Origin of the sequence: Nitratireductor alexandrii (assembly GCF_004000215.1) — a bacterium.
In the GTDB taxonomy this organism is placed as follows: Bacteria; Pseudomonadota; Alphaproteobacteria; order Rhizobiales; family Rhizobiaceae; genus Mangrovimarina; species Mangrovimarina alexandrii.
Genome location: NZ_RBVY01000011.1, coordinates 1 through 20,388 on the forward strand (window position 1 = coordinate 1; position 20,388 = coordinate 20,388).

Sequence of the window (20,388 nt, forward strand, 5' to 3'; positions counted from 1 at the left end):
GACTCTACCAAAATCTGGAGGAGATTCAGGGGCTCAGGTCAGGCGACGCCATGACGGCCAGGGAGGGCGAGCGGCTTTTCGTGGGAAGAGGTCAGGCCTCCTGCGAGGCGCGGATCTGCGCGACGGGCCCGCCCGGCGTCGACCTGGTCCCGGCCCTGGATTGCGCCCGTTTCGCGTCCGTCTCCGTCATCGCCCGGGTGACGGTCGACGCGATGTCCTCGATCCTCGGCGACTGCATGATGGAATAGTGGTCGGCATCCATTTCGACGATTTCGATCCCTGGAGCGAACGCTTTCCACTCGTCCCGCATGTTCCGGGCGTCGGGCCGCCGGGCCGCCGCAAATAGCAGGAGCCTTCCGCCGAGGGCGCGGGGCGTGTGGTTGTCGAGGGCCCTGGAGCCGGCGTTGAAAACCGCATAGACCGCCTTCATCGCGGCCGCGTCGGTCGGCACGCCGTTTTGTTCCAAGCGTTCCGTCAACCACACGATACGCTCGTCGGCGGATAACGGCTCCAATTCCTGTTTCTCGCCGCGAAGCGGCAGGCGGGCGACGGCAGCCAGGTCGTTCACGAAACCGGCGAAGCGTTCGGCCGGACCCGCCGCGGCGGGCGCGTCGGGCACGGCGCTGTCGATCATCGCGGCCAGGCCCTGGGTTTCGCCTTCGGCCTCGAGGCGGCGCGCCATCTCCTGCACGACCAAGCCTCCCAACGACCAGCCGATCAGATGGTAGGGACCGTCCGGCTGGACGGCCCGGATCTCCCTTATGTAGCGGACAGCCATGTCTGCAATCGAGTCCAGAGGCGCCTGCGTCGCGGAGGTCAGCCCCGGCGCGCGCAATCCGTAGACGGGGCGAGTGGAGCCCAGGGCCTGGGCGAGCCCGACGTAACACATGACGTTGCCGCCGATCGGGTGAACGCAGAACAGCGCGGGACCTTCACCGCCCTGCCGGATCGGTGTCAGGATCGCATCGGCGCGCTCATCGCCGTCGCCGCGCAGCAGATCGGCGATGCCCGCCACCGTGGGGTGGCTGACGAGCGTGGCGAAGGAAAACCGCCGCTTGAAACGCTGTTCGAGCTTGGCCATCAGACGCATGCCGGCGAAGGACGAACCGCCGAGCGCGAAGAAATCGTCTTCCCGTCCGATCCCGGACGTGCCGAACGTCTCGCGCCAGAGTTCGGCAACCGCCTGCTCCAGCGCGTCCCGTGGCGGCGCCGACGAACGCTTGGCGGTCTCGCGGACGCCGAAATCGGGTGCCGGCAGGGCCGAACGAACGACCTTGCCGTTGTCGCTGAGCGGCAAGCTGTCGAGAGACACGATATAGGTGGGCACCATATAGGCCGGCAGGACCGCGCGAAGCCGCTCCCGCAACCCGGCCGGTTCCACCTGCGTGCCGGCCGTTTTGGGCACGACGTAACCGGCGAGGTGTCGCGTCCCGGCGCTGTCGGTGACGGCCACCACCACCGCTGCGGCGACCTCGGGGATGGCGAGAAGAGCGGCCTCGACCTCGGCGCATTCCACGCGATAACCCTGAATCTTGACCTGAAAATCCTTGCGTCCCAGGAATTCGATCTCGCCGTCGGCGAGATAGCGCCCCATGTCGCCGGTGCGATAGAGGCGCTCGCCGGTGGTCGGGTGGCGAATGAAGCTGGCCGCCGTCTTGGCCTCGTCGCCCAGATAGCCGAGCGCGACCCCGATCCCGCCGATATAAAGATCGCCGGGCACCCATGGCGGGCACATGGCGAGATCGGCGTCCAGAACGTGGATGGACTGATGGTCCATCGCGTGGCCGTAGGGAACGGAACGCCATTCGGGATCGACGTCGCCGATCGGATAGAGAACCGACCAGATCGACGCCTCGGTGGCGCCGCCCAGGCTCCAGATCTCCGCCCCCGGTGCCGCCGGGCGGATCTGCTCGGGCAGGGTCAGCGGGATCCAGTCCCCGCTCAGCATGACCAGACGCAAGGACGGCATGACCGGGCCGCCCGCACCCTCGACCGCGAGCTGCATCAGCGCCGGGACCGAGTTCCAGACCGTGACGTCGTGGCGCCGCACAAGGTCGCGCCAATGCGAGGCATCCTTGGCCCGTTCGGCATCCGGCATGACGATCGTCGCGCCGGCGGCGAGCGTTCCGAAAATATCGTAAACCGAAAGATCGAAGCTGAGCGACGAAAGGGCGAGTATCCTGTCGGCGGGCTTCAGCGCAAAGCGGCCATTGAGATCGACGATCGTGTTCCACGCGCCGCGGTGATCGATCATGACGCCCTTGGGAACACCGGTGGAGCCCGACGTGAAGATCACGTAGGCGAGGTCGGTCGCCTTTGTCTCCGTGCGCCACGGCGCGTCCTGGCTGTCGTCGCGCACCAGATCGACGCAGACGCGCTGAACGTCCTGCGGCCAGGCAAGCGCGCGCTCAAGGGCGGTTCGCGTCAGGACGAATTTCGTCTTGCTTTGCGCGAACAGCACGTTGCGGCGTTCGGCCGGCAGGTCCGGATCGACCGGAACATAGGCGGCGCCCGCATAGAGGACGCCGAGAACGGCGACGATCTGTTCCCAGCCCTTGGGCAGCGAGATCGCGACCCGATCGCCGCGCGCAACGCCGCGCCGACGCAGCTCGCCGGCCGTCGCGACTGCCAGGCGCCGCAATTGCGCATAGGTGAGGCGCCGATCGGCGGCGATTACCGCGACGTTTTCGGGATGCTCGGCCGCCTGACGCTCGAACGCCGCTTCCAGCCGCTCGGGCGCGGCGGAAGGGACGATGGCCGCCGCCGGCGCCGCCGGCTGATATGGTTTGGGATCCCGTTCGTTCCACTGCGCCTCATCGTCTGCCAGTTTCAAGAACAGGTCGAGATGCGCCCGGCACAGTTCCTCCACGAAGCCGGCGGGGAAAATCTGTTCGACATAATCCCAGTTGAAGATCACCGATCCGTCGTCGCCGAAGTGCATCTGATGGTCGAGATAGACCTGCGGAACCTGGAGGCGCGCCGTGTCGTGATCGATGCGCACCCCGGGATGACCGGCGGTCTCCGGGTCGGCGGGGGGCGTGACCGCGGTGAAGGTGACCGGCACGCTCATGCCCGGCCCGGTTCCGGCGCGCTGCTGCATCGCGCGGGAGATGTCGATACCGCTGACTTCGATCCGCTCGGCATCGCGCCAGAACTGGCGCTGCAGGGCGCGCACGCGCTCGACAAACGAGCGGTTTCGCGAGGCGTCGACCTCAAGCAGGATGGTGGTCCCGAAATTGCCGAATGTGTTGGCGGCTTGCGGCAGGTGCCGGAAACGTCCGGAAGACAGAACGGTGATCGCGAAATGATCGCTGCCGGCGTAGCGGGAGAGCACTTCGGTATAGACGGCGCAGGCAAGCAGGCTGGGCGGAATCCGCAGCCGTGCGCAGATCTCGACGATTTTCGTCCAGTGCGGGCCCGACATGGTCCGAGTGAGATGCCGAAACCGGGGATGCCGGTCGCGGGATAGTCCTCTCGTCAGAGGCAGGGACGGCGGACCCGGGAAGTCGTCCAGGCGCGGTCGCCAGTAATCCCACGCGGCCTGCCAGCCCGGTCCCCGCCGGACACGGTTCTGCGCCTCAACATAGTCGGCGAAGGACATCTCGACCGGCGCAAGGGCGCCGGCGGGGTCGGCGCACAGGGCAAGCCATTCCCGCAGAAGAAGATGGAAGCTCCAGCCGTCCATCATCCACAGCGCGAAGCGCATGTGCAGGCGCAAGCCGGCCTCGTCCCGCGTCGCGCGGATGTCGAATTGCGGCCATATGTCCGGCGGCATCTGCCCGGCGTTGATGTCGGTCCGAAGCGCCTCGAGCCGCTCCCGCCGCCGCGCTGCGGGAAGGTCTCTCAGGTCGAGGGTTTCGATCTGGTAGGGCCCGACATCGTCGAGAATCCGTTGCTCGCCCGACGGCAGAATCACGGCCCGCAGCATGTCGTGTCGTCGAAGGATCCGCTGAAGGGCGGGCGTCAGTTCGGTTTTGAACCCTACCGGAACGTCCACTTCGACATAGTAGGTGGCGGGGGTGCTGAGGTCGAGTTCAGCGCCCTGTCCGACCCAATATGCCTGTTGAATGCCTTCCAGAAGAAACGGCGCTCGCTCACTCTTCACGCACTTCGCCGACGCCGCTGCTTCAACCATTCCATGCTCCTCCCGGTTCCGCATCGCCGACGCCGCGAGGGTTGGCGTCAGACCTTGATGGTTCTATTATATTAGTGTAACGCTGTCGAGGGAGGAAGGGTGGTTGGCACGCCGGAAGCCCACGGCAGCTCGCCCTTAGAAAGATCGACCGGTGCGGCGTCGCAAAGGTTGCAAGGACCGGCGGGCGTAGGCCGGGCGGTTGATCGCCAAGGGAGAGGTTTCTCGATGCGGAAAGGCCTGGACGCCGGCGAGCTTCAGACCGGTCCGTGCGCGGATGGCGGGTCTTATGTCGCCGAAGCGTTCGAAAAGACCGTTCACCGTGCGATCCAGCTTCATGGAGGCTATCCCGACAACTGGGTTCCCGAGCGGTCCGGCACCGACCACGATGTCGTCGTCGTCGGGGGCGGCCAGTCCGGCGTGGCGGTCGCTTTCGCGTTGCGACGCGCCGGGATAACGCGAACCGCCGTCATCGACGCGGCCGACGAGGGCGGGGAAGGCATCTGGCTCAATACGGCGCGCATGAACGCGCTGCGATCGCCCAAGCATCTGCCCGGGCCGGAACTGGGCATACCGGAATTGGGATTCCGGGCCTGGTACGAAGCGCGTCGCGGCGAGGCGGCCTATGCAGGGATGCAATCCATCTCACGGATCGACTGGGCCGACTACCTGCGCTGGTACCGCAAGATGGTTGGAGTATCGGTGCGGTTCGGGACGCGGCTGGAAGGTGTCGAGCCGGCGGAGCAGGGATTGCGGCTTCGTCTGTCGATCGGCGGCCGCCCCAAGGCGGAAGTCTGCCGCAAGCTCGTCCTGGCGACCGGCTTCGCCGGCAGCGGAAGCGTCAATATGCCTGGCTTCATCGCGCAATCGCTGCCGGCCGATCTTTATGCGCACGCGGAGGAGCCGATCGATTTCGGTGCGTTACGAGGGCAACGCGTCGCCGTATTCGGCGCGGCCTCGTCGGCGTTCGACGCCGCGGCGGCCGCGCTCGAAAAGGGCGCGGCTTCGGTGGACCTGTTCTGTCGCCATGACGACCTCGAACGCCTGTCTGTGATGCGGATGCTATATTATCCCGGTTCGGTGGAGCATTTCCGGCTCCTGCCCGATGCCGAGCGGTGGACGATCATGAGCGCGCTGTGCCGGCGCGCCCAGGGACCGGTGCCCGATACGGTGCGTCGCGCCGCGCGCTTCGACACGTTTCACCTCCATCTCGGCGCGTGCGATCCGATTCTCGATACGGATGGCGTCGCGGTCACGCTTCGACTTGGCGGGCACGACACGATTTTCGAATTCGACTTCGTCATCGCCGGAACGGGATACAGGGTCGATCTTTCCGCGCGTCCCGAATTGGCAAGCATCGTCGACCAGATCGCGCTATGGCGCGACCGCTACCAGCCACCGCCGGCAGAGGCGCATGACGATCTCGCGCGCCACCCCTATCTGTCGCCGGGCTTCGCTTTCACCGAGAAGCGGCCCGGCAGCGCGCCCTATCTCAAGGACATTCATTTCTTCGGCGCCGGCGCCCTTCTCAGCAACGGCCGCAATCCCGCAGAGGTCAGCGGATTTCGCCACGGCATACCACAGCTTGTTTCGGCGATCGGCGCGGACCTGTTCACGGCCGATGCCGCGCAGCACGTCGCGCGGGCTCTCGGTCCGTGTCAGCCCATACTCACCGGACAGGAATACCGCGATCGCATTTGGACCGGACGCGATTTGCGGGCGGCGAAACCGGCAAAAAACGCCGTCCAAGATCGTAGGTCGGAGGCGGACGAGTTTCGGCACGACGCAATGGAGCGATGACGATGAACGAGACCACGCGCGCAGATCAGGCGGTTTTGCAGGAGCGCGTCCTGGAACAGGCCCGCGCGATCCTCAAATGCGAGGACATCGGGCCGCAGAACTATTTCCTGGAGGTGGGCGGGGATTCTCTGGTCGCGCCGATCCTTGCCAACAAGATCGAGGCGGAGTTTGGCGTGCGGCCCCAGCTCGAAGACATCTTTACCAGATCGTTCGGCGAGTTGGCCGAACTCCTCCGCGCCGCGTAAAGCCGATCTGCTTGTCACGGACGTGCAGATCGGCTCCACCTTGTCGGCTTAGCGCATGTCTAAACGGCGGACCGGCTTCCGCTTCGCCTGGAAAGGCTCTGCAGCCGGTCGCAAGGCATCGGCCGCCGGCGCGCCAGCATCGACGGGCCCGCAGGGCCGCCGACGTGGCGCGTCAGGCATGCGCGCGTACGCTCTGCCGCTGCGCGCCCAGGCCCTCGATCCCGAGTTCCACCACGTCGCCGGGTTTCAGATAGCGCGGCGGTTTCAAACCCTGCCCGACACCGGGCGGGGTGCCGGTGGACACGACGTCTCCCGGGTGCAGGGTCATGAACTGTGACAGGTAGCTCACGAGATGAGCCACGCCATAGACCATGGTCGCCGACGATCCGTCCTGCATGGTCACTCCGTTGACCGTCAGCCACATCTTGAGCTGCTGCGGGTCGGGGACCTCGTCACGCGTAACAAGCCAGGGTCCTGTCGGACCGAAGCTGTCGCACGATTTGCCTTTGGTCCACTGGCCGGACCTCTTGTTCTGAAAATCGCGTTCCGAAACGTCGTTGACGACGCAATAGCCGGCGACATGGTCGAGCGCCTCGTCCTGCGACACATGTTTTGCGGGCTTGCCGATGACGACGCCGAGTTCGACCTCCCAATCGGTCGCGCCGGATCCCCTTGGAATGACGATATCGTCGTCCGGCCCAGACATCGCCGACGTGGCTTTCATGAAGATCACCGGTTCGGGAGGAACCTCCAGCCCCGCCTCCGCCGCATGGTCGGCGAAGTTGAGCCCGATGCAGATGAACTTGCCGGTGCCGGCCACGCACGGACCGAGCCTTTGCGGTTTCTCGACCACCGGCAGGCGGGCAATGGCGACGTCCCGCGTCCAGGCGAGGTCGGCGAGCCACCGGCCGCCGATGTCGTCGACCACGCCGCCAAGATCACGAATGTGGCCGTCGTCGTCCAACAGGCCGGGCCTTTCGGAGCCGGCGGGTCCGTAGCGAAGAAACTTCATTCTTTTGGCCTTTCAGTACGTCGTGCGTCCACCGGACAGGTCGAACGTCGCGGCGGTGGTGAAGCTGTTCTCCTTGGAGACGAGCCAGGCGACCATCGCGGCGGCTTCGTCGACTTCGAGAAGGCGACCCCGCGGGATGCGCGAACGCATATAGTCGATGTGTTCGGGGGTGAGCTGTTCAAGGATCCGCGTCTGCGCCGTCGCAGGCGAGATGCAGTTGACCGCGATGTCGTATTCGGCGAGTTCCTTGCCGAGCGACTTCGTCATTCCGATCACCGCCGCTTTCGAGGCCGAATAGGCGGCGGCGTTGGGATTGCCTTCCTTGCCGGCGACCGACGCGATGTTGACGATGCGCCCGTAATTGCGCGCCTTCATGCCCGGAACCACGGCGCGGTTGACGTAGAAAGTGCCGTTGACGTTGATGTCGATAACTTTCTTCCACATCGCGATGTCGTATACGTCGAGCGGGGCCGCCGCGCCCGCGATGCCGGCCGAATTGACCAGGACGGAAATCCCGCCCGCGGCGTCTTCCGTCCGGTCGCATGCCGCCTTGACCGCGTCCCAGTCGGCCACGTCCACGATCTGCGTCGACGCCGCGTCGCCGAGCTCTCGCCGCGCTGCCTCGAGCTGCGCCTCGTCGATGTCCCACAAGGTGACCGTGGCGCCGGATGCGACGAAGCGCCTGGCCATCGCCAAGCCCAGCCCTTGAGCGCCGCCGGTGACGACGGCATGCTGGCCGTTGAGATCGATCCTGTTCATGTCGATGGTTCACTCCGCTCGGTTCTGCCTGAAGATTGGACGATGCGCATGGGAGGCTTGGCGGTCGGCGGGCCTCTCGCGTAGCCTGCGATGGCTTGATTTGATCTATTATATTAGTGTAACAGAACCCACAAGTGCCGCAGCGGCAAAATAAGGCGATTGCAAGGAGGGGCAGGGTGAAAGCGAGCGAGACACGCACCGTCGGACGTACGGGCTTGGACGTAACCGCGCTTGGCATGGGGTGTGCGTCGCTGGGCGGCCTCTACGCGCCGGTCGACGACCGGACCTGTCTGGCCACGCTCAAGGCGACCTGGGACTGCGGAATCCGGTATTTCGACGCCGCCCCCATGTATGGGCTCGGCCGTGCCGAACACATGCTGGGCCATTTTTTGCGGGAGCGAGTTTCGGCATCGCAGCCGGTGGTCAGCACCAAGGTCGGCCGTCTCATGGCCCGCGAACGCCCGGGACGGGAGCTGCCGCAGGCTGCCGAGAAGAATCCGCTCGACGCGGGATGGCGAAACGGACTGCCTTTCCACGAGGTGTTCGACTATTCCTACGATGCGATCATGCGCAGCTTCGACGACAGCCAGCAGCGTATGGGACGCGAGCGGATCGACCTCCTCTTCGTCCATGATATAGGCAGGCTGACCCACGCGGAGCGTGCGGACGCGCACTGGACGGCGCTGACGTCGGGCGGGGGCTTTCGCGCCCTGGGCGCGCTGCGCGAGGCCGGCATCATCAAGGGCTTCGGCCTCGGTGTGAACGAGGCCGAAGTGGTGCTCGATGCCATGAACGAGGCCCAGCTCGATTGCACGCTGCTCGCCGGGCGCCATACACTTCTGGAACAAAACGCCAATTCGCTGCTGGACAAGGCTCTCGACTGCGGTATGTCGATCGTGATCGGCGGCGTGTTCAATTCCGGCATCCTGGCCGCCGGGCAGTCGGGCAACCGCAAGTTCAACTATCAGGACGCGCCCGAGGATATCGCCAGGAAGACGGACAGGCTGGCGGCGGCGTGCGAGGCGTTCGGCGTGCCGCTTGCCGCGGCCGCGATACAGTTCCCGTTCAGGCACAAGGCCGTGACCTCCGTCCTGATCGGGGCAAAACATCCCGACCACGTGGTGCAGAACGTCGAGTGGTTCGAAAGGCCGCTGCCGGACGCGCTTTGGGACGCGCTCCACAGCGACGGGCTGATCGACGAGAGGGCGCTTGCCTGAACGCGGATGATGTCCGTAGCCGGCGTCAGTCGCCGGTGCGGCGCCGTCAGTCGCGCTCCAGCAGCCTGTAGTCCCTTCTGAAATACAGAAGCGGTTCTTCGCCTTCACCGAAACGCAGGCCCGTAACCCTGCCGATGAGGATTCGATGCGTGGCGACGCTTCGAGCCGCCACGATCCGGCAGTCGAAAACGGCGATCGCTCCGGCAAGGGCCGGCGCGCCGCTCGAGATCGTCTCCCATTCGGCCGCGGCAAACCTGTCCGTCTGCGACAGGCCGGTCATGCCGGAGAAGGCCGCGGCGAGCGGCCGATGCTCGCTCGCGAGGGTATTGAGTGCGAAAACGCCATTCTCGGCGAAGCGGTCGTTGGACCGGTTCTCGCGGTTGAGGCAGACGAGTACCGTCGGCGGGGTGTCGGACACCGAGCAGGCGGCGATGACGGTGACGCCGCGCCGGCCCGCGACCCCGTCGGTGGTCACGACATGAACCGCGCCGGCGAAGTTGGCCATCGCATCCCGGTAGGAGCGCGGCTCGATCTCGCCTTTCTTCAACAATTTTCCACCCGGACCGCCTGTCGCGGTACGATCAAATCGTCCGCTCGCCGGCGGGAAAAAGCCGGACCGGGTCGACCGGCGGCATTGGCGCGCGCCGTGCGCGATCTACATCGTGGCACCGAGGCTCCAGGGCACGAACTCGTTGTCGCCATAGCCGAGCGATTCCGACTTGGTCGCCCCGCCCGATGCGACGCGAAGGATCTCGGCAAAGATCTCCTCGCCTTTGCGGGCGAGCGAGACGCCGTCCATGACGTCTCCGCAGTTGATATCCATGTCCTCGCGCATCTTCTCGAAAATGACGGAGTTGGACGCGAGCTTGAGGGAAGGCGTGGGCTTGCAGCCGAAAGCCGAGCCTCGCCCGGTGGTGAAACACAGCACATTCGCGCCGCCGGCAACCTGACCCGTCGCGGAGACGGGGTCGTAGCCGGGCGTATCCATGAAGACGAGGCCGCGTTCGCGGATCGGCTCGGCGTATTCCAAAACGGCGCGAAGATTGGTCGTGCCGCCCTTGGCCAGCGCGCCGAGCGATTTTTCCAAAATGGTTGTCAGACCGCCAAGCTTGTTGCCGGGGGACGGGTTGTTGTTCATCTCCATGTCGTGCTTGGCCGTATAGGCCTCCCACCAGCGGATCCGTTCGATCAGCTTTTCGCCCACCTCCCGGGTTTCGGCTCGGGAGGTAAGCAGATGCTCGGCGCCATAGATTTCCGGCGTCTCGGACAGGACGGCGGTGCCGCCTTGAGCGACCAGAAGATCCACCGCGGCGCCGAGGGCGGGATTGGCGCTGATGCCGGAATAGCCGTCCGATCCGCCGCATTGGAGAGCCAGGACAAGTTCGGAGGCGGGTTGTGTCGTTCGTTCGGCGGCGTTGACGATGGGCAGCATCTCGACGATCGCCTTGACGCCGGCTTCGACGGTTTTGCGGGTGCCGCCGGATTCCTGGATGGTCATGGCGCGAAACGTCGCATTCTCCTCGATGCCGTAGGATTTCATCCAGCGCGGAATCTGGAACGCCTCGCAGCCGAGACCGACCATCAGCACGCCGCCGACATTCGGATTGGTGGCAAAACCCCACTGCGTGCGCTTCAGGACGTCGTAGGCCGGGCCCTTGACGTCGATGCCGCAGCCGGTGCCGTGAACCAGCGAGATGACGCCGTCGACGTTTGGATAATCCGCGAGGATGCCGGAGCGGTTGACCTCGTCGGCGATGAAACGGGCAACGCTGGCCGAGCAGTTTACCGATGTCAGCGTCGCGATATAGTTTCGGGTGCCGACCTTGCCGTTCTGTCTCTTGAAACCCTGAAACGTCGCCCTGTCGTCTTCCCGAAGCATGCGGGTGGGGCGCGCATTGGTGCCAAACGCATGGTCGCGCTCGAAGTCGCGCAGATAGACGTTGTGCTCGTGTACCCAGTCGCCCGATGCGATGAGCTGTCGGGCAAAGCCGATTATCTGGCCGTATTTCACGACGGCCTCGTCGGCTGCGATATCGCGCAGGGCCATTTTGTGACCGCGCGGTATGCGTGTCGCAACGACCACGTCCCCCGCTTTCTCGCCAGCTTCCAGCGGGCTCACCGCAAGGAGGATGTTGTCGGCTTCAAACAATTTAATAAATCGCGTCATCAAATGAACTCGGATTGGGGCCGTTTCGACCGTCGGGACGAAAGGGTGACTGAAATTAGAATATTAATATAATAGTACGCAGCCGGTCAAGCGATCTCAGGTGGTGCGAGAAGCTCGGGCACCGGTCATCTCCGGCCTGTGGCGCTTCTATGGCGGCCGCCGGGAACCGAGAAGAAGAGCGGGGATCGTTGCGCCCTCAGAAAGCCCGCCTCCCGATGCCGTCGGGGTTGCGGCGGATGCGGCCGTGTCTGTCCGGCCCGTTGAACGGCGCCGCGCGGACGATTACGGCGCCCGGATTCAATCGAGGTGAAAGACCTCTTCCATAGCGGCCCACCATTCGCCCTTGGCCCGCGTCGGCAAGGGCTCCTGCATGGGGTCGCACAATTGCCACCACCTACGCATTGCCGGCGATTCGCCCATCTTGGCCGCGTCCTTCGCGAAATCGGAGCCGTGATACTCCCAATAGGCGAAGAGCAGGTTCTCCGGCTGCCGCAGGAATATGGAATAGTTCCTGATATTGGCCCGGCCGATGACATCGAGGACCTCGGGCCAGACCTCGGCGTGAACCCGCTTGTATTCCGCGACGGCCTCGGCCTTCAGGGAAATGCAAAGCCCCATCCTCTTCATGCCGCGCCTACTCTGCTTCGGTTGCCGTCGACGCCACCTTGGCGCCCAGCTCTCCGGCGACTTCGATCGCGTTGTGAAGCGACGTCTCGAGATGATGTTCCATCGCCAGCGCGGCACCCTCGGCGTCCTGGCGCTTCAGGGCGTCGAGGATCGCTTCGTGTTGCTCGATCGTCTGTTCGCCATAACCCGGCTTGGGGATCGCCAGGTAGCGGCCACGATCCATCTGCGCCTTCGAGATGTCGACGGCCTTCCAAATCATCGGGAAGCCGCTGGTTTCGGCAATCGTGCGGTGAAACACGTCGTCGAGCTGTATGGCGCTGGCATATTTTCCCCGCGAGATCGCGAGGCGGTGGGCGGCGATGTTGTCCTCCAGCGCCTCGGCCGCCGCGGCGGTGAATTTCGGCGCGGCCCGCCTGGCGCTTTCCATTTCCAGCGCGCGGCGGATCACATAGGCTTCCTCGAGGTCGGCCCGGCTTATGGGCGCGACATAGGTGCCGGTCTGCGCCAGAACATTGATGAGACCTTCGTCGCTGATGCGCTTGACCGCCTCGCGCACCGGGGTTCGGGAGATGCCCAGCGCTTCGGCGATGGCGACCTCGTTGATCGGGTCGCCCGGCTTCAGCCGTCCGACCGCGATCATGTTGCGAATCTTCTGATAGATCTGATCCCGGAGCGGGAGCGCCCGGTTCAGGGTTTTCGGGTCGAAGTCCATGAAACCATCCAAGTTGCCGTTCGTGGGCAATGATCACCCTTATACTAGCATGTCAAACATTTCGGGAGGACGGCCTGTGCCAGGTCGACGGCGCCCCGAAACGCCTCGACGCGAAATTCAGCTTGTCACGACTGTTATATTAGTGCAATAGAGGCGGCGCCGGGAACCGATGCGCTGCGCGTCGGCCTTTTTCGGCCGTGGGGACGCTTCTCAACAGACCGACGGACATTCAGGAAGAAGCAGCCGCTTGAAAGAACTGTTATACTAACATAACATGCACGCGGTCGTTGTGGAGGCAGCGACCGGTTCTGCCAGGGAGGAACCAAGCCGGACATGACAGACGCTCATTGCGCCTTGGACATGAAGGGGATCACCAAGACGTTTCCAGGCGTGAAGGCGCTGTCCAACGTCAACTTCTCCGTAAAGTTCGGCAGTGTCCATGCCGTCGTGGGAGAAAACGGCGCGGGCAAATCCACCCTGATGAAGGTTCTGAACGGGTCCTATCCGCCCACGAGCGGTACGATCAGGGTCGGCGGCACGGAGGTGCGCATGCGCCGTCCCGCCGACGCGCAGGCGCTCGGCGTGCGAATGGTCCACCAGGAAATCAACCTGGTCCCGGATCTCAGCGTTGCGGAAAACGTCTATCTCGGCCGCATGCCCGGCAAATGGACATTGCTGCGCCGGCGCGAGATGGTCGCCAAGGCGACGGCCGTTCTGGAGGAACTGGGCGCGGCGATAAATCCGCGCGAGCGGCTGGGCAATCTGTCGATCAGCCAGCAGCAACTGGTCGAGATCGCCAAAGCCTATGCCGCCGACCCCCGCATCATCGTGCTCGACGAGCCCACGTCCAGCCTGAGCGAGCACGAGACCGCCGCGCTTTTTTCGATCCTGCGCAAGATGCGCGACGACGGGATCGCCATCGTCTATATCAGCCACCGGCTCAAGGAGGTTCTGCAGATCGCCGACGAGGTGACCGTGCTGCGCGACGGCAGCATGATCGAGACCCGGCCGATCGAGGGCATAACCGCCGGCGAAATGATCAGCCTGATGGTCGGGCGGGAAGTGAGCAATGTCTTCCCGAAGAGTCCCGCGGCCATCGGCGCGCCGGTCCTCAGCGTCGAGAATATCAGCGACGGCAAACATTTCCGCGATGTGAGCTTCGACGTGCGGGCCGGCGAGATCCTCGGCCTGACCGGGCTGGTCGGGGCAGGGCGCACCGAAGTCGCGCGTGCCATCTTCGGCCTGTCCCAGTTGACCGGCGGCACCCTGCGGCTCGGCGGGCGCGAGCCGGGTATTCGATCGCCGTCCGATGCGGTGAAGGCCGGCATCGCCTATGTGCCGGAGGACCGCAAGGGCGACGGCATCGTTCCGGCGATGTGCGTGCGCGAGAACATCAGCCTGCCGATCCTGCGGCAGCTCAGCAAGCTCGGTTGCGTCAGCCATGGCGCCGACCGCGCGCTTGCCGGTCACTACGTGTCCCAGTTCGCGATTTCGCCGCCGGACGGCGAGCGCCGGATCAATCTCTTGTCGGGCGGCAACCAGCAGAAGGCGGTGATCGCCAAATGGCTGGCCGCCAAGCCGTCGGTGCTCATTCTGGATGAGCCGACGAGGGGCGTCGACGTCGGCGCGAAGGCGGAAATCCACAACATTATCGGCCAGTTGGTCGCCGAGGGCATGGCTGTCCTGATGATCTCGTCGGAACTGCCGGAGGTTCTCGGCGTGTGCGACCGGGTGGTGGTGATGCGAGACGGTCACGCCTCCGCCCCGATCGATCGCAAAGAGCTCAGCGAGGAGCGGATCATGGCATTGGCGACGGGCGAGGAGGTCGCATGACCGAGGGGGTTGTGGACATCGCACGCATGAAGCCCGGCGATCGTTTCACGCGCGGCAGCAAGGTCGTGGACGCGCTGTCCAAGGCCGGGCTCCTGATCGCGATCCTCGCCGTGATCCTGTACGGTTCGATCGCGAACGCGGCCTTTTTCTCCACCGGGAATTTCCTCAACGTTCTGACCTCGATGTCGATCGTCGGCATCGTCGTCGTCGGCATGACGTTCGTGCTCGTCGTGGGAGGGCTCGCGGACCTCTCGGTCCCGGCGACCATCGCCTGCGGCGCGATCCTTTCCCTCGGTCTTCAGCCGATGATCGGACCGGTTCCCTCGTTCATGGTCGCGGTCGCGCTGGCCGGGGCGATCGGGCTTTTGAACGGCGTTTTGGTGGGGTATTTCGGCGTCAATCCGATTATCGCCACGCTGGGGGTGGGAACGATCGGGCTGGGCATCGTCCAAGCCGCGGTCGGCGGGGTAATCGTCTACGGAACCAACCCGGCTTCCGCCGAACTGGTCAAGGGCAGGCTTTTCGGCATCCCCGTCGTCGCCATCATCTTCGCGGCGATCGCAATCCTCGGCCATATTATTCTCTCGCGCTCCTTCTGGGGCCGGTGGACCTTGGCGACCGGCGGCAACTACAGCGCCGCCGAGGCAAGCGCGGTGCCGGTTCGCGCGGTCAAGGCAGGCGCGTTCGTCATCACCGGTCTGGCGGCCGGCATCAGCGGCGGCCTGCTCGGGCTGACATTACAGAGCGCCCGTCCGCTGGTCGGCACCGGTTACGAGTTCAGCGCCATCACCGCGGTCGTGGTCGGCGGCGTCTCGATCATCGGCGGCTTCGGCTCCGTTCCCCGCGCCATCGCCGGCCTGGTCTTCGTGCAGCTCTTGACCAATGTGATGGTGCTGGAGGGGGTTCGCACGCCCGTGCAGGGTTTCGTGCTCGGCGCGCTGATCGTCTGCGCCGTCGGCATGGATGCGGCACTCCGAAAGAGGGGAGGCGCGTGATGCGGTACGTCTCGCTGGCTCTGCAATACAGGGTCCCGATCATTCTCGGCCTCACCCTGATCATCTCGGCGATGCTCGTCCCGGGCTATGTCAGCGCCACGACGCTCAGCCTCGGGCTCGACCGCGCCGCCACGATCGGTCTGATCGCCATCGGTCTCACGGTCCTGCTGATCGCCGGCCAGATCGACTTGTCGGCCGGTTCGGTGTTCGCGCTGGCCGGCATCGTGTCGATTATGCTGCAGCCGCAACTCGGCATCCTGCCGGCCGCTGCGGCGGGCGTCGTCGTGGGCATGGTGGCGGGTGCGATCAACGGCGCCCTGGTGGTCGGCCTGAAGGTGCATTCGCTCGTCCTCACGCTGGCCACGATGCTGATCTTCCGCTCCATCGCGCACTGGATCACCGACAGTCAGCCGGTGACGGGAACCGACATCATGTTCTCGCTCGCCCTGGCGCAGATCTATCTGGACGTGTTCACGGTTCGCAGCGCGCTGTTCGTGGCCTTCATCCTGCTGCTTCATTTCTGGCTGACGCGCACCATTCCGGGCCGCAACGTCTTCGCGGTCGGGTCGAACGCGGTGGCGGCCGAGGAAAGCGGCATCGCGTCCGGGCGCATCCTTTTCTTCGGCTTCGTCTTCGCCGGCACGCTGGCAGGCCTCGCCGGGGTACTGCAAAGCCTGGTGACCAACACCGGCTCGCCCGTGTTCGGCTCCACCCTGATCGTGACCGTGATCGCGGCCGTCGTCGTCGGGGGAACCAGGATCGAGGGCGGCAAGGGCTCCGCGCTCGGCACGCTGGGCGGCGTGCTCACCATCGGCGCGCTGACGGTGGCGATGGAGTTTCAGTCGGTGCCCGCCTACGTCCAACAGGTCGTCTCGGGGTTCATTCTGATCCTGCTCGTCGTGCTCGACCGTACCGTCAGCACCAGGCGGAAGGCTACGGCCAGCCGTCCTTCGCTCGTTCAAGGCAATCCAATCAAACAGGGAGGAAGCGCATGATTGGGAAGAGGAATTTATTGTACGTGGCCGCCGCCGCCATGCTGGCGTCGACCGGCTTGGCACAGGCAAAGACGGTTTGCTACGTGAACGCGGCCGACTCGCATGCCTATGCCACCCCGGCCAACGAGGCGCTTCAGGAGCGCGCTAAGGAGCTCAAGATCGAGATCCTGAGCCTCAGCCAGGACTTCGACGTCCAGAAAGGCACCGAGCAGCTCAACACCTGCGTGGCGCGCGGCGTCGACGGGATCATTCTTTGGCCGCTCGACCCGCAGGCCTACATCCCCGGGCTGGCGCGCGCCCAGCAGGCCGAGATTCCGGCCATTCTCATCAACTCGCCAATGGGCGAGGAGGCGAAGCCGTTCGTGACATCCTTTACCGGACCGGACGTCTATGAGGAGGGCGAGATGGCAGCGGACGCGCTCAACGAGGCACTCGGCGGCGAGGGCTCCGTGGTCATCATCGCCGGCCAGGCCGGCAACGGCACCACGATCGGCCGTGTCGGCGGCTTCGAGGATCGGCTCAAGGAAATCGGTTCGGGCATCAAGGTGCTCGACACGGTCAATGCCGATTTCGACCAGCAGAAGGCGCTGGTCGTGAGCCGCGACCTCATTACGCGTTTCGGCGACGAGCTGGACGGCGTCTACGCCAATGACGACACCATGGCGCGCGGCTTCATCGATGCCTGGAAGGAAGCCAATCCGTCCAAGCCGACCCCGCCGATCGTCGGCATCAACGGCCAGAAGGATGCCTTCGAGTCCATCCGCACCGGCGAGATGCACGCGACGATCGTCCAGTCGCCGGTCGAAGACGGCCGGCTGGCGATCGAGACGATGGCGCGCATCCTCGATGGCGAGGAGGTCAAGGATCGACTGCCGATCCCGCTGACCGTCGTGACCAAGGAGAACGTGGAGTCGGTCGAGCCGGCATTCTGACGCTCAAGCGGCCGGCCCGGACCGTCCGGGCCGGCCGCTGCTGCGGCATCGCGCGATGGTAAAGGCGCTTGCCGCGCCAGCGGGCGGCGAAGCAATCGGAGAGCGCCCATGAAGTTCAGCCTCATGTTCTTCTCGAATTCCTATCCCGAGGAGGCCGGCGGCGCCTACGCCGTCATCTCGGAGATCGCCCGCTACGGCGACCGGCACGGTTTCGAGGCGGTGTGGATACCGGAGCGCCATTTCCATACACTCGGCGGCATCTATCCCAATCCGGCCGTCGTCGCGGCCTATCTGGCGGCGGTGACGGAGACTATCCGCCTGCGCGCCGGCAGCGTCGTGGTGCCGTTGCATCACCCAGCCGAGATCGTCGAATCATGGTCCGTTGTCGATCAGCTTTCGAACGGGCGCGTCGACCTCGCGCTGGCAAGCGGCTGGAACGTCAACGACTTCGTGCTCTCGCCATCCTCCTACGCGGACCTGCGCAGCATCTGGCTCGAGCGCATCGACGAGATTCGCAGGCTTTGGCGCGGCGAACCGGTCGCCTATCCGAACGGAGACCAGGCGTCGACGGAAATCGTTACCTATCCCCGGCCCGTTCAGCCCGAGCCGAACCTGTGGCTGACGGCGTCCAAGCAGCCGGAAAGCTTCCGCAAGGCGGGCGCATTGGGGATGAACGTTCTCACCATGCTCGCCGGGATTTCGCTTGAGCAGCTCGCGGACAAGGTTCGGCTCTATCGCCAAGGTCGCGAGGAAGCCGGCCTCGATCCCGCCGGAGGCACGGTGACGCTGATGCTGCACACGTTCGTCCACGAGAACATCGACACCGTGCACGACGCGGTGCGGGGTCCTTTCCTGCAATACATCAAGACCAGCCTGTCGAGCCATCTCCAGGGCAAGGCCGTCGACGTCGGCCGGCAACTTTCTCCGGCGGAGATCGACGACATGGCCGAATATTCGTTCGAACGCTACTTCAACACCGCCGCGCTTTTCGGGACGGTCGGCGACACGCGGAAATTCGCCCTCTCGGCTGCCGCGGCGGGGGTGGACGAGATCGCGTGCCTGCTCGACTACGGTCCCTCCCTCTCCGACATCCGCGCGAATCTCCCCTACCTGGCCGAGCTCAAGAGAAGCTTCGAGCCGGTCGACGCGTAGGCTTGCGCCCGACATGCAGGCGGCTGCCGACCAAGCGCTTGGGGACAACATCGCGCCGCGCGGTGTCGCGGGTCGTGCGCGTTCGCCGATGGCGATCGTGGGCATGTCGTGCCGCTTCCCCGGCAGCCGGGGGGCGGAAGCGTATCACCGTTCCCTGATCGGCGGGGCCGACCTTTTTTCGCCACCGCCGCGCGAGCGATGGCCCTGGTGCGGCAACGACCGGATCGCCGTGCCCAAGGTGGGGGCGCTGGACGACGTCCTGGACTTCGACAACGGCCTGTTCCGCCTGTCTCCCCGCGAAGCCGAGACAATCGATCCGCATCAACGCGTGATGCTGGAGGAAGCCTGGCTCGCGATCGAGAACGCCGGATATGCGCCGGAGGAATTTCGGCGCCGCTCGACCGGCACGTTCGTGGCGATGTACAATCAGGACTTTCAATTCTACGCCCGTGCCGGGGACTGGGACGAGATTTCGCGGATCTATCTCGCCGCCGGCAGCGCCCGCTCGCTCGTGCCCAACCGGATTTCCTACGTCTTCGATTTCCGCGGGCCGAGCGAGATCGTCGACACCGCCTGCTCCAGCGCCCTCGTCGCCGTCCACCGCGCGGTCGAGGCGATCCGCAACGGCGAGTGCGAACAGGCCGTCGTCGGGGCCGTCAGCCTGCTCCTGGAACCGAGCAGACTCGTGATGCTGCAGGAACTCGGCCTGCTCAGCCCGTCGGGGGAATGCGCCCCGTTCGACCGCGATTCCGGCGGGCAGGTGCTGGGCGAGGGCGTGGCCGCGCTGGTGATCAAGCCACTGGAGGCGGCGCTGGACGACCGCGACACCATTCATGCCCTCATCCTGGCCAATGGCGTCAATCATCAGGGCGCCTCGTCCGGCGGCCTCACGCGGCCGGATGCCGCCGCCCAGGCCGATCTGGTCCGCCAAACCTATCGCCGCCACGGGCTCGATCCGCGGCAGGTGGCCTATGTCGAGGCGCATGGAAATGGCGGCGGCGGCGATCTCAGCGAGTTGCTGGCGTTTCAGGCGGTTTTTGCCGAGGGTGTCCGCATCGGCTCGGTGAAGGGCAATATCGGCTTCCTCGAGGCAGCCGGCGGCATGTCTCAAATCATCAAGATCGTCATGGCGATCAGGCGCGGGATGGTGCCGGGGACCCGCGGCCATCGAAGCATCGTGGAAGACACGGAGCTACGCCCCGGCGCTTGCCGTATCCTGTCCGAGAATATCGCGGTTCGAGAGCTTTCGGCGGGTATCGGGCAGGCTGCTTTCACGGCCGCCGTTCACGCTTACGGGCTGGGCGGATGCAATGCCCACATCGTTTTGAGCGAACCGCCGCCACCGCCCGCTGTCGACCCGGCGCCGGACCGTCTTCCCATTCTGCTTTCCGGCGACGAGGCGGACGATCTGCGCGAGCAGGCCGAGCGGCTGCTGCAATGGCTTGACCGCGAGGCACCTGAATCACTCGCCGACCTGGCCTTCACCCTCGCCGCCGGCAGGTCTCATCGCGCCTGCCGTAGAGCGTTTCTGGTTTCATCGAGGAGCGAACTCGCGCTGCGGCTCTGCGATCTCGCGCGGGGCGCGACGCAGCCGCAGCACGCCGGAGAAGACGGAGCCGGTCCGCCGGACGATCGGGTCGGGGCGGCGGCGAGGCGCTGGCTTGCCGGGGAAACGGTTGACTGGGGAGAGGTCCTGAAGGCGGGACGGCGCACGGCGATCGATCCAACGCCCCTGCGACGCCGCTACTTACCCCTGCCCAACGTCCGCGCCGAATAAACCGCCCCGTTCATGGCACTATCGAGCCACGCA

16 protein-coding genes are annotated in these 20,388 nt (G+C 65.4%); 9 read left to right on the forward strand and 7 right to left on the reverse strand.

Annotated elements, in window-relative coordinates:
- Positions 1–91: 91 nt before the first annotated feature.
- On the reverse strand, positions 92–4,105 hold the full coding sequence (locus EP380_RS20610) for a non-ribosomal peptide synthetase (protein ID WP_164749931.1): 4,014 nt from the start codon (positions 4,103–4,105) through the stop codon (positions 92–94).
- Positions 4,106–4,360: 255 nt separating this feature from the next.
- Between EP380_RS20610 and EP380_RS20615 the strand changes: the two genes are divergently transcribed.
- Complete coding sequence (locus EP380_RS20615; RefSeq protein WP_127600451.1) at positions 4,361–5,932, forward strand: NAD(P)-binding domain-containing protein; 1,572 nt, start codon at positions 4,361–4,363, stop codon at positions 5,930–5,932.
- 2 nt (positions 5,933–5,934) lie between these two features.
- Positions 5,935–6,177, forward strand: a complete 243-nt coding sequence (locus EP380_RS20620) for an acyl carrier protein (RefSeq protein WP_158264435.1) — start codon at positions 5,935–5,937, stop codon at positions 6,175–6,177.
- A gap of 172 nt (positions 6,178–6,349) precedes the next feature.
- On the opposite strand, the gene EP380_RS20625 is transcribed toward EP380_RS20620, so the two are convergent.
- Complete coding sequence (locus EP380_RS20625) at positions 6,350–7,189, reverse strand: fumarylacetoacetate hydrolase family protein (protein ID WP_106573147.1); 840 nt, start codon at positions 7,187–7,189, stop codon at positions 6,350–6,352.
- Between the two features lie 12 nt (positions 7,190–7,201).
- Positions 7,202–7,948 (reverse strand): SDR family NAD(P)-dependent oxidoreductase, encoded by a 747-nt coding sequence (locus EP380_RS20630; RefSeq protein ID WP_127600454.1) that lies wholly within the window; start codon positions 7,946–7,948, stop codon positions 7,202–7,204.
- Between the two features lie 236 nt (positions 7,949–8,184).
- On the opposite strand from EP380_RS20630, the gene EP380_RS20635 reads away from it, so the two are divergent.
- Entirely contained in the window at positions 8,185–9,165 is a 981-nt protein-coding gene (locus tag EP380_RS20635) for an aldo/keto reductase (RefSeq protein WP_164749938.1), read from the forward strand.
- A 46-nt stretch (positions 9,166–9,211) separates the two neighbouring features.
- Here EP380_RS20635 and EP380_RS20640 read toward each other — a convergent pair whose 3' ends face one another.
- The 4 genes from EP380_RS20640 to EP380_RS20655 all read right to left on the reverse strand — a co-directional run bounded on the left by EP380_RS20640 (position 9,212) and on the right by EP380_RS20655 (position 12,671).
- The gene (locus tag EP380_RS20640; RefSeq protein ID WP_106573144.1) at positions 9,212–9,715 is read right to left on the reverse strand and encodes a flavin reductase; all 504 of its coding nucleotides are present in this window, start codon (positions 9,713–9,715) and stop codon (positions 9,212–9,214) included.
- A gap of 105 nt (positions 9,716–9,820) precedes the next feature.
- On the reverse strand, positions 9,821–11,332 hold the full coding sequence (locus EP380_RS20645) for a UxaA family hydrolase (protein WP_127600458.1): 1,512 nt from the start codon (positions 11,330–11,332) through the stop codon (positions 9,821–9,823).
- Between the two features lie 297 nt (positions 11,333–11,629).
- Positions 11,630–11,959: an L-rhamnose mutarotase gene (locus EP380_RS20650; protein ID WP_106573142.1), complete on the reverse strand. Its 330-nt coding sequence runs from the start codon at positions 11,957–11,959 to the stop codon at positions 11,630–11,632.
- Positions 11,960–11,966: 7 nt separating this feature from the next.
- Entirely contained in the window at positions 11,967–12,671 is a 705-nt protein-coding gene (locus EP380_RS20655; RefSeq protein WP_106573141.1) for a GntR family transcriptional regulator, read from the reverse strand.
- A gap of 333 nt (positions 12,672–13,004) precedes the next feature.
- On the opposite strand from EP380_RS20655, the gene EP380_RS20660 reads away from it, so the two are divergent.
- From EP380_RS20660 to EP380_RS20685, 6 genes are all read left to right on the forward strand, one after another.
- Positions 13,005–14,504, forward strand: coding sequence for a sugar ABC transporter ATP-binding protein (locus tag EP380_RS20660; protein ID WP_106573140.1), 1,500 nt, complete (start codon positions 13,005–13,007; stop codon positions 14,502–14,504).
- A complete protein-coding gene (locus EP380_RS20665) occupies positions 14,501–15,499 on the forward strand; it encodes an ABC transporter permease (protein WP_164749932.1) in 999 nt (332 codons plus the stop codon). The genes EP380_RS20660 and EP380_RS20665 overlap by 4 nt, the downstream gene beginning before the upstream one ends.
- On the forward strand, positions 15,499–16,494 hold the full coding sequence (locus EP380_RS20670; protein WP_127600460.1) for an ABC transporter permease: 996 nt from the start codon (positions 15,499–15,501) through the stop codon (positions 16,492–16,494). The genes EP380_RS20665 and EP380_RS20670 overlap by 1 nt, the downstream gene beginning before the upstream one ends.
- Positions 16,491–17,426, forward strand: coding sequence for a sugar ABC transporter substrate-binding protein (locus EP380_RS20675; protein WP_106573138.1), 936 nt, complete (start codon positions 16,491–16,493; stop codon positions 17,424–17,426). Before EP380_RS20670 ends, EP380_RS20675 begins: the two co-directional genes overlap by 4 nt.
- Before the next feature lie 108 nt (positions 17,427–17,534).
- Complete coding sequence (locus EP380_RS20680; RefSeq protein ID WP_106573137.1) at positions 17,535–18,578, forward strand: MupA/Atu3671 family FMN-dependent luciferase-like monooxygenase; 1,044 nt, start codon at positions 17,535–17,537, stop codon at positions 18,576–18,578.
- 13 nt (positions 18,579–18,591) lie between these two features.
- Positions 18,592–20,355, forward strand: a complete 1,764-nt coding sequence (locus EP380_RS20685; RefSeq protein ID WP_127600462.1) for a beta-ketoacyl synthase N-terminal-like domain-containing protein — start codon at positions 18,592–18,594, stop codon at positions 20,353–20,355.
- Positions 20,356–20,388 lie beyond the last annotated feature (33 nt).